Annotated in this window: 13 protein-coding genes; 8 read left to right on the top strand and 5 right to left on the bottom strand. The window is 64.9% G+C overall.

Features of this window, described 5'->3' with window-relative positions:
- Positions 1 to 23: 23 nt before the first annotated feature.
- A complete protein-coding gene (locus QZ281_RS06015; protein WP_292225898.1) occupies positions 24 to 1,001 on the bottom strand; it encodes a glycosyltransferase family 9 protein in 978 nt (325 codons plus the stop codon).
- Between the two features lie 85 nt (positions 1,002 to 1,086).
- Between QZ281_RS06015 and QZ281_RS06010 the strand changes: the two genes are divergently transcribed.
- The 5 genes from QZ281_RS06010 (at position 1,087) to QZ281_RS05990 (ending at position 4,223) form a co-directional block, all read left to right on the top strand.
- Complete coding sequence (locus QZ281_RS06010; RefSeq protein WP_292225896.1) at positions 1,087 to 1,305, top strand: hypothetical protein; 219 nt, start codon at positions 1,087 to 1,089, stop codon at positions 1,303 to 1,305.
- Positions 1,302 to 1,847, top strand: a complete 546-nt coding sequence (locus tag QZ281_RS06005; RefSeq protein ID WP_292225894.1) for a hypothetical protein — start codon at positions 1,302 to 1,304, stop codon at positions 1,845 to 1,847. Before QZ281_RS06010 ends, QZ281_RS06005 begins: the two co-directional genes overlap by 4 nt.
- Positions 1,848 to 1,920: 73 nt before the next feature.
- On the top strand, positions 1,921 to 2,721 hold the full coding sequence (locus tag QZ281_RS06000) for a folate-binding protein YgfZ (protein ID WP_292225892.1): 801 nt from the start codon (positions 1,921 to 1,923) through the stop codon (positions 2,719 to 2,721).
- 10 nt (positions 2,722 to 2,731) lie between these two features.
- Positions 2,732 to 3,490, top strand: a complete 759-nt coding sequence (locus QZ281_RS05995; protein WP_292225890.1) for a 3-oxoacyl-ACP reductase — start codon at positions 2,732 to 2,734, stop codon at positions 3,488 to 3,490.
- Between the two features lie 118 nt (positions 3,491 to 3,608).
- On the top strand, positions 3,609 to 4,223 hold the full coding sequence (locus QZ281_RS05990) for a DNA-3-methyladenine glycosylase I (RefSeq protein WP_292225888.1): 615 nt from the start codon (positions 3,609 to 3,611) through the stop codon (positions 4,221 to 4,223).
- Between the two features lie 44 nt (positions 4,224 to 4,267).
- Here the strand turns inward: QZ281_RS05990 and QZ281_RS05985 are convergent, their stop codons facing one another.
- Positions 4,268 to 4,669, bottom strand: a complete 402-nt coding sequence (locus QZ281_RS05985) for a hypothetical protein (RefSeq protein ID WP_292225885.1) — start codon at positions 4,667 to 4,669, stop codon at positions 4,268 to 4,270.
- A 109-nt stretch (positions 4,670 to 4,778) separates the two neighbouring features.
- Between QZ281_RS05985 and QZ281_RS05980 the strand changes: the two genes are divergently transcribed.
- Together QZ281_RS05980 and map are read left to right on the top strand one after the other, a co-directional pair.
- Positions 4,779 to 4,991, top strand: a complete 213-nt coding sequence (locus QZ281_RS05980; protein ID WP_292225883.1) for a ParD-like family protein — start codon at positions 4,779 to 4,781, stop codon at positions 4,989 to 4,991.
- Positions 4,988 to 5,761 carry a type I methionyl aminopeptidase gene (gene map / locus QZ281_RS05975; protein ID WP_292225880.1) on the top strand — a complete coding sequence of 258 codons (774 nt, stop codon included), beginning with the start codon at positions 4,988 to 4,990 and terminating at the stop codon, positions 5,759 to 5,761. Before QZ281_RS05980 ends, map begins: the two co-directional genes overlap by 4 nt.
- An 11-nt stretch (positions 5,762 to 5,772) precedes the next feature.
- On the opposite strand, the gene QZ281_RS05970 is transcribed toward map, so the two are convergent.
- From QZ281_RS05970 to QZ281_RS05960, 3 genes are all read right to left on the bottom strand, one after another.
- Complete coding sequence (locus tag QZ281_RS05970; protein WP_292225878.1) at positions 5,773 to 6,147, bottom strand: ammonium transporter; 375 nt, start codon at positions 6,145 to 6,147, stop codon at positions 5,773 to 5,775.
- Positions 6,144 to 6,440: an autorepressor SdpR family transcription factor gene (locus tag QZ281_RS05965; RefSeq protein ID WP_292225876.1), complete on the bottom strand. Its 297-nt coding sequence runs from the start codon at positions 6,438 to 6,440 to the stop codon at positions 6,144 to 6,146. Before QZ281_RS05965 ends, QZ281_RS05970 begins: the two co-directional genes overlap by 4 nt.
- A 62-nt stretch (positions 6,441 to 6,502) precedes the next feature.
- Positions 6,503 to 7,306: a helix-turn-helix transcriptional regulator gene (locus tag QZ281_RS05960; protein ID WP_292225874.1), complete on the bottom strand. Its 804-nt coding sequence runs from the start codon at positions 7,304 to 7,306 to the stop codon at positions 6,503 to 6,505.
- Positions 7,307 to 7,402: 96 nt separating this feature from the next.
- On the opposite strand from QZ281_RS05960, the gene QZ281_RS05955 reads away from it, so the two are divergent.
- Positions 7,403 to 7,891 carry an MFS transporter gene (locus QZ281_RS05955; RefSeq protein ID WP_292225873.1) on the top strand — a complete coding sequence of 163 codons (489 nt, stop codon included), beginning with the start codon at positions 7,403 to 7,405 and terminating at the stop codon, positions 7,889 to 7,891.
- Positions 7,892 to 7,904: the final 13 nt, after the last annotated feature.

Genomic DNA, 7,904 nt, shown 5'->3' with positions numbered 1-7,904 from the left:
GGGTCAAGCCCGAGGATGACGCACTAAAAAGGTGAGTAACCCCGCGCCTTCAGCAGCTTCACCGCCGCCTTCAACGCACGCTCCCACGGCAGGTCCATCATGTGCTGGATCGCCTGATTCAGACGCGGGTCCAGCGCCTTGAACTCGGCATAGGTGCGGGGGCCGCGCACGGAGGCGCCCTGCCATGGGCCGCGCGTGGTTTCGTCCGAAGGGCCGAACACCGCCACCGTCGGCACGCCGGAGGCCACGGCCAGATGGGTCCAGATCGAGTCCGCGCCGATATAGAGCACCGCCTGCGACAGGGCCGCCGCCGTTTGAAGCCGTGTCAGCTTGCCTTGCAGCTCAATCACCCGCGCACGCGGCACGGCATAGCGGATGGTGTGGGCGGCCTCCCGGTCGAACTCCTCGCCGACCAGCATCAGGCGTCCGCCCGCCAGAGGCCCGTCGTCGGCCAGCAGCTTGGTCGCCACCTTGGCGTAACGCTCGGCGGGCCAGCGTTTGCCCATCCATTCGACGCCCGGCCCGATGGCCAGGATGGGGCCATCGCCGCCGGTGGTCGGGAACAGCGCCCGCGCCTCGGCCAGCGTCTGCTCCGAGGTGAAAATTTTCGGCGCAGGGGCCTCGTCGGCTTCCAGCTTTAGCACAGCGGCGGCGGCGACCACGGCGTGAACGCCCGGCTCATCCTTGCCCCGCACGGCCCGCTTCTGACGCCGCAGCTTGCCCGACAGGGTCGAGCCGCGCATGTCGACCACCAGCCCCCATTTGGTCGCCCGCACCTGATTCCACAGGGCGATCCATTCGAAATGGCCCTCGCGCTCCAGCACGATCAGTTTTGCAAGGCGCGGCGTGTCGGCGAACAGGGGCGCGGACGCCGCCGATCCGACGATGGTGAAGCTGGCATTGGGCAGGCTGTCGACCAGATGAGCGAGCACGCCCGAAGACAGCACAGCGTCTTCGGCGTCCGCCTCGGCGATATAGAGGATGGGGAAACGCCCGATCATTCGTTGATTGTTACAGGGATTCTGCCCCGGCTTCATCGGCAAACGACTGTTTCCACAGGCTGGGCCTATGGTTTAGAGCCTGTCCATGACCAAAACGACCGATCCCGCCGCCTCCGCCGCCCTCGAACGCTTCAAGGCGCAGCGGGTCACGGCCATCTACCGGCTGGACCTGATCGCCAAGGGCGCGACCATTTCCTATGAGGACGGGACGCCGGTGGACATGGTTTCGGAGAAGAAGCGGCTGGAAGACGTGGTCGCCGACATGGACCGCCGCATCGCCCAGCTTGAGCGCACTTTAGGGTGAGCCTTCCCCTGCTGCCGGACCGGAACTGCGGCGGCTGCGTCGAGTGCTGCCGCGTCATTCCGCTGAACCTGCCCGAACTGGCCAAGCCGACGGGCGAACTGTGCGCCTATTGCGTCGACGGGGCGGGCTGTTCGGTTCACGCGATCCGCCCCCAGACCTGCCGCGTCTGGTTCTGCCTGTGGCGTGTGGTCGAGCTGTCTGATGACTGGCGCCCCGACCGCAGCGGCGTCATCGTCCGCCCCGACGGCGTCGAGGATGGGATCATCACCCTGTACGTCGTGCGACCGACCGAGTTTCTGGGCGACGAGGACTTCTTCGCCACCGTCGCCGGATGGATCGCCGAGGGCATCCAGGTCGCCCTGTCCATCCCCGGCCCGGTCGGAACCTATCCGGCCCGCGCCATGGTCACCGACTGGCTGCGCCCCGCCATCGAAGCAGGCGATCACGCCGCCTTCGTGGACCGCGTGCTGCAATCCCTGGACAAGCTGGCTGAACACGACTTCCAGCCAGACGGGGTCACGGCGCGGTATGCGGTGAACTGAACAGATAAAAGCGAACCCTGCTTTTTCGTCGCGGCGCCTTCTGCGTCCGCCCTCGTCCTCCTATCTTGGCCTTATGCCTGTCGCCCTTCTGTCCAGCCGCGCCCTGATCGCCGTCACCGGCCCTGACGCCCGCCCCTTCCTGCACAATCTGCTGACGCAGGATGTGGAGACGATCACCGCCGGGGAGCTGCGTTTCGGCGCCCTGTTGTCGCCGCCGGGACGGCTGCTGTTCGACCTGTTCATTCTGGGGACCGAGGATGGGGTGTTGCTGGACGTCGCCGCCGAGCGACGCGACGCCCTGATCCAGCGCCTGTCGATGTACAAACTGCGCGCCAAGGTCGAGATCGCCGCCGACGACCGCCCGGTCCATGCGGGCTGGCCCATCCCCGAGGAAGGCTTCATCGACGACCCGCGCACGCCTGCGCTGGGCGGACGCCTGTATGGCGAGGCGGCGGCGGACGCGAACGAGGACGACTACAACCATCATCGTCTGGCGGTCGGCGTGCCCGATCCGACCAATGACGCGCCGCAGGACAAGACCTATCCCATCGAAGCCGACTTCGACCTGCTGAACGGCATCGACTTCAGGAAGGGCTGTTTCATCGGCCAGGAGACGACCTCGCGCATGAAGCGACGGGGCACGATCAAGAACCGGATGATGCCCCTGACCTTTGACGGCGCCCCCTTCGCGTTCGGCGCAGAGGTGCTGAACGGCGAACTGCGCGCCGGTCAGGTGCTGAGCGGGCAAGACGGCGTGGTCATGGCCCTGCTGCGCGTGGACCGGGTGGACGGTGATCTGACTGTTGATGGGCGGCCTGTGCGCTTGCATCGCCCCGCCTGGATGGGCGAGGAAGCCCCCTCCTCCAACGCGTGAGACTGAACCCATGAAGATCGCCGAGCAGATCGTCCTCGTCACCGGCGGGGCGCGCGGCGTCGGCGCTGCATCCGTGCGCGCCTTCGCCCGTGAAGGCGCCCGCGTGGTGATCAACTGGCGCAACAGCGGCGATGCGGCCCAGGCTCTGGCCGCCGAAATCGGCGAACGCGCCATCGCCCTTCAGGCCGATGTGGCCGACCGCGCGGCGGTCGATGCCATGGTCGCTCAGGCTCAGAGCCATTTCGGCGGCGCCATCACCACCGTGGTCAACAACGCGCTGGACTATAGCTTCAACGGCGACGCCCGCGCCCAGATGACCGACATCCGTTGGGATGATCTGGCCGCCCAGTTCTCGACCGTCGTACGCGGCGCCCTGAACGTCATTCAGGCCACGACGCCCGGCATGGCGGCAGGCCGGTTCGGCCGCGTCATCAACATCGGCACCAACCTGTTCCAGAACCCCGTCGTGCCGTACCACGACTACACCGCCGCCAAGGCCGCCCTGCTGTCCTTGACCCGCACGGCCTGCGCCGATCTGGGGCCTGACGGCATCACCGTCAACATGGTCTCAGGCGGCCTTCTGCGCACCACCGACGCCAGCGCCGCCACACCCGAAGCCGTCTTCGACCTGATCGCCGGCATGACCCCGCTGCGCTCCGTCACCACCCCGGAAGAGTTCGCCGACGCGGCCCTGTTCTTCGCCTCCCCGTGGAGCCGCGCAGTGACGGGTCAGAATCTGGTGGTGGACGGCGGGCTGGTTCGGGACTGAGGCAGGCCCTCACCCTTTCACGCCAGACCGATCGCTGCACTCTGGGGCGTTCAAGCCCTCTCCCGACGGGAGAGGGTTTCGGCTTTCCACGCCATGAACAAACTGGCAACCTACCGCCATGACCGATTCAAACGCCGAAGGTCGTTGCGGGTGGTGCGGGACGACGGACCCGCTCTACATTGCTTATCACGACACAGAATGGGGCGTGCCTGAGCGTGATCCGCGCGCACTGTGGGAGAAGCTGATCCTGGATGGGTTTCAGGCGGGCCTGGCCTGGATCACCATCCTGAGAAAACGCGAGGGCATCCGCGACGCCTTCGACAATTTCGATCCAGAGATCGTCGCCCGCTATGGCGAAGAGGATATCCAGCGCCTGCTGAATGATCCCCGCATCATCCGCTCGCGCGCCAAGATCAACGCCGCCATCCGGGGCGCGCAGATCTGGCTGGAGATGCGGGATAATGGCGAGGATTTCTCCGAATGGCTGTGGTCCTTCGTCGGCGGCGAACCAATCCAGACCAACTGGACTGACTTCCGCGAGGCGCCGGTCAAGACCGAACAGTCCGAAGCCATGGCCAAGGCCCTGAAGAAGCGAGGCTTCAACTTCTGCGGCCCGGTGATCGTCTATGCCTTCATGCAGGCCGTCGGCATGGTCAACGACCACCAGAACACCTGCTTCCGCCATGGCGAGGTGCGAGGAATGGCGGGTGGATCAAGAGGCGATAGGTTCTGATTTTCGCCCGTGAACCATTATCCGCTTTCGACCCCTAGCGGACTCTAGAGCCGCTTCACTTTCGGGAACCGCTTTGCCAAATAAGCGGCCGCCGCCCGTTCAAGGTCTGGACGGTCAATCTTCGAGATTCTGCCTCTGTGATCGAAGGGGCCGAAGATCGTCACAGTCCCAATATCATCGAGGTAAGTGCGAGCGCGGCAATAAGCTCCGTCTATCTCGAAGTGATAGTCGAGATAGTTGTAGCGCTGCTCAAGGGATGATCCGTCCCATATCTCATCAACGCGATGCTCTATCTCGGCGGGCGTGATTGGATCAGTGGCGTCGTCGGTCATGCAGCCTCCGGAGGTCTGGTTCACGGTGGCATCACTAAGGTCTGCTTTCCACCCTTGGCCGAAGTCTTGGATGTCTCCTTGTGGAATGACCACCTGCGTGGCGCGCTTGAGCATGAGGGGATGTGGGTTTCCAACATGCGTGATCGCGTCGGCGTAACCTTGAACTGCTTTCGTATCCGAATATATAAAGCGCATACGAAACGTATATGTTCAGGAGCGCCCGGTGGGGATCGTCAATATCGAGGATGAGCTGCATGAGCAGCTGCGCCGGGCCAGCAAGGCGTCGTACCGCTCGATCAACGCCCAGGCGGCTTTCTGGATCAGGATCGGCATGTTGTGCGAGACCAATCCCGGCCTGACGTTTCAGGAGTTGGTGGCGCGTGAGCTGAAGGCGGCGGGGGTGGATGCCGCCAGCACGCCGGTCGCGGCGGCATGATCAAGACCACGGAAGAACTGGCCCTGATGGCCGAGGCGGGGCGTCTGCTGGCCTCGGTCTTCACCCATCTGGACGGGCTGACGCTGGAGGGCATGACCACGCTCCAGATCAATGATCTGGTCGAGGCCTATATCGTCGATGAGCTGAAATCGCGTCCGGCGTCCAAGGGGCAGTATGGCTATGGCTTCGTGCTGAACAGTTCGCGCAATCAGGTCGTCTGCCACGGCGTGCCGTCGGCGGACGAGGTGCTGAAGGACGGCGACATCGTCAATCTGGACATCACGCTGGAGAAGGATGGCTTCATCGCCGATTCCAGCAAGACCTATCTGATCGGCAATGTCGGCCCTGCGGCGCGACGTCTGGTCCGCACCACCTATGAGGCCATGTGGAAGGGCATCCGCACCGTGCGGCCCGGCGCGCGGCTGGGCGACATCGGCGCGGCCATCGAACGTCACGCCAAACAGGCGGGATACTCGGTCGTGCGCGACTACTGCGGCCATGGCATCGGGCGTGAGATGCACGAAGACCCGCAGGTGCTGCATTTCGGCAAGGCGGGGACCGGCATGACCCTGCGCGAAGGCATGGTCTTCACCATCGAGCCGATGCTGAATCAAGGAACCCGCAAGGTCGACACGGAGGACGACGGCTGGACCGTGGTGACCGAGGACGGAAAACTGTCGGCCCAGTTCGAACACACCGTCGCCGTCACGCGCGACGGCGTGCGCATCCTGACCCTGCGCCCGGACGAGGCCAGGGCCGGGCGGGGTTAGGGGGCTGGGCTTCAGGCGGTTCTGGCTCTCGCCTTCAGCGACAGGCAGTAGCCGATCGTCACGACAATGCCGGCAATCACCGCGGCGCTGCCGCCCGCTATGGCGACCGGGATCGGGGCGAAGGCCCAGAGACCGGCGTAGATCAGTCCGCTGATCACCAGCGACCAGGCGGCGACGCGCCGGGCCTGCCGGGCGCTGGCGCTGGGCACGAAGGTCTTGGGCATCCGGTTTCCCATCCATGCGATCATCAGACCGTTCAGGCCGACAACCACGCGTATGACTGTATCGTGGTCCAGATAGCCCATTTTGCGCGCAAAACTGCCTGCCAGAGCTATGGCGAGGATGGCGCCGCCCCAGGCGAAGCTTCCGATCAGATCCTTCTTCATCGTGCAGTCTCCTTTTTTGACGTGGGCGCCTCGGCGTCGAGGCCGAACGAGTGGACGAAGCCGAGCAGGGCTTCTTCGAGCACTGACAGCTTCAGGTGATAGATTACTGATTTTCCTAATTTTTCCGTGTGAACCAGATCGGCTTCCTTCAGCACTGCGAAGTGTGCGGACATGGTCGGTTTGGAGACATCGAACTGGTCGCTGATATCGCCCGCCGTCATCGGCCCCTGACGCAGCAGTTGAAGCACGCGCCTGCGGGTGGGGTCGGAAAGGGCTTTGAAAACCTGGCTCATGATGTGATAATTAGCTAATCATCGAAATGAGTCAAGCCGCCATGAGCCGTGTGGGGTGTGGCCTAGATTTCGCTGTCTTCGGCCGGTGCGCCTGCGCGTGCTGTTTCGGCGACATAGCGGGCGGGGGGCTTGCTCAGGGCGGACTTGAACATGGTGATGAAGGCGCTGACGGACTCATAGCCCAGGTCGTAGGCGACGGTCTGGACCGAGGCGCCTTCGGACAGGCGTTGAAGGGCGATGATGATCTGCAACTGCTGGCGCCAGCGGCCGAAGCTCATGGCCGTCTTGCGCGCGACCAGACGCGACAGGGACCGTTCGCTCATCGCCACCCGCCGCGCCCATTCGGACACCGGCGCGCGGTCCTGCGGGTTCTGGATCAGGGCGTCGGCGATGTGGCGCAGGGCCGGATCGTCGGGAATGGGCAGGTGCAGGGTGCTGACCGCCATGCCGCGCAGTTCTTCCAGCAGCACCTGAACCATGCGGTGCAGGTGGTCGCCCGGCTGGTATGGCGCAGCGGGTCGTTCCGCCAGATGCCGGACCAGTTCGACCACCAGCGGCGTCAGCGTCAGGGTGGCGCAGCGGTCCGGCAGGCCGCTGACCTCCGGGTCGATGAACAGCAGAGCCACGCGCCCGTTGGCCGTGATCTCATTGCTGTGGCGGATATGGCCGGGCACCCAGACGCCGCTGCCCGCAGGCACCATCCACAGACCGGCCTCGGTGCGGCAGATCACGCCGCCGCGCAGGGTGACGACCAACTGGCCCTTGCGATGCACGTGCATCGGCGCCTCGCGGTCATGCGCCGTCGCCTCCAGGTGCATGGCCGTGACCGGCAGATCGGTTTCGTCAGGATCAAAGGGGTAGGGCAAGCGTGATTGGCCGGTTTCAGAAATTATCTGACTGAATATCCAAATCCGGCAAGCGCCGCCATTGCTATCTGGAGGGCGCACAGATCGGACCCCGCCATGCCTCAGCGTCACCGCCTCCATCCCGCCTGGATCATACTGGGCGTCCTTCTGTTCGCCACCAACCTGAGGGGGCCGTTCACCGCGGTCGGACCGGTGCTGGAGGTGATCCAGCAGGCGTTCCACATCGGGGCGGGGCAGGCGGGTCTGCTGATCACCCTGCCGCTTCTGACCTTCTGCCTGGTGTCGCCGTTCGCGGCACTGCTGGCCAAGGAGTACGGGCTGGAGCGGGTGCTGTTCCTGGCCCTGATCGTGATGATGGTCGGCATCGGCGTCCGCTCCATCGGGCCGTTGTGGAGCCTGTATTTCGGCACAGCCGTGCTGGGGGCGGGCATCGCCATCGGCAACACGCTGGTGCCCAGCCTGCTGAAGCGGGATTTCCCCAACCAGATCGCGCGCCTGACGGCGGTTTACGCCATCACCATGGGCATAGGGTCGGCGGTCGCCTCGGCGGTGGTGGCGCCTCTGGTGATCCGGGTTTTCGCTTGATTGAGCAGTCTGG

Origin of the sequence: Brevundimonas sp. (assembly GCF_018608325.1) — a bacterium.
In the GTDB taxonomy this organism is placed as follows: Bacteria; Pseudomonadota; Alphaproteobacteria; order Caulobacterales; family Caulobacteraceae; genus Brevundimonas.
Note: the sequence above shows the minus strand (reverse complement) of the source record. Positions and strands in the feature narration are given on the sequence as shown.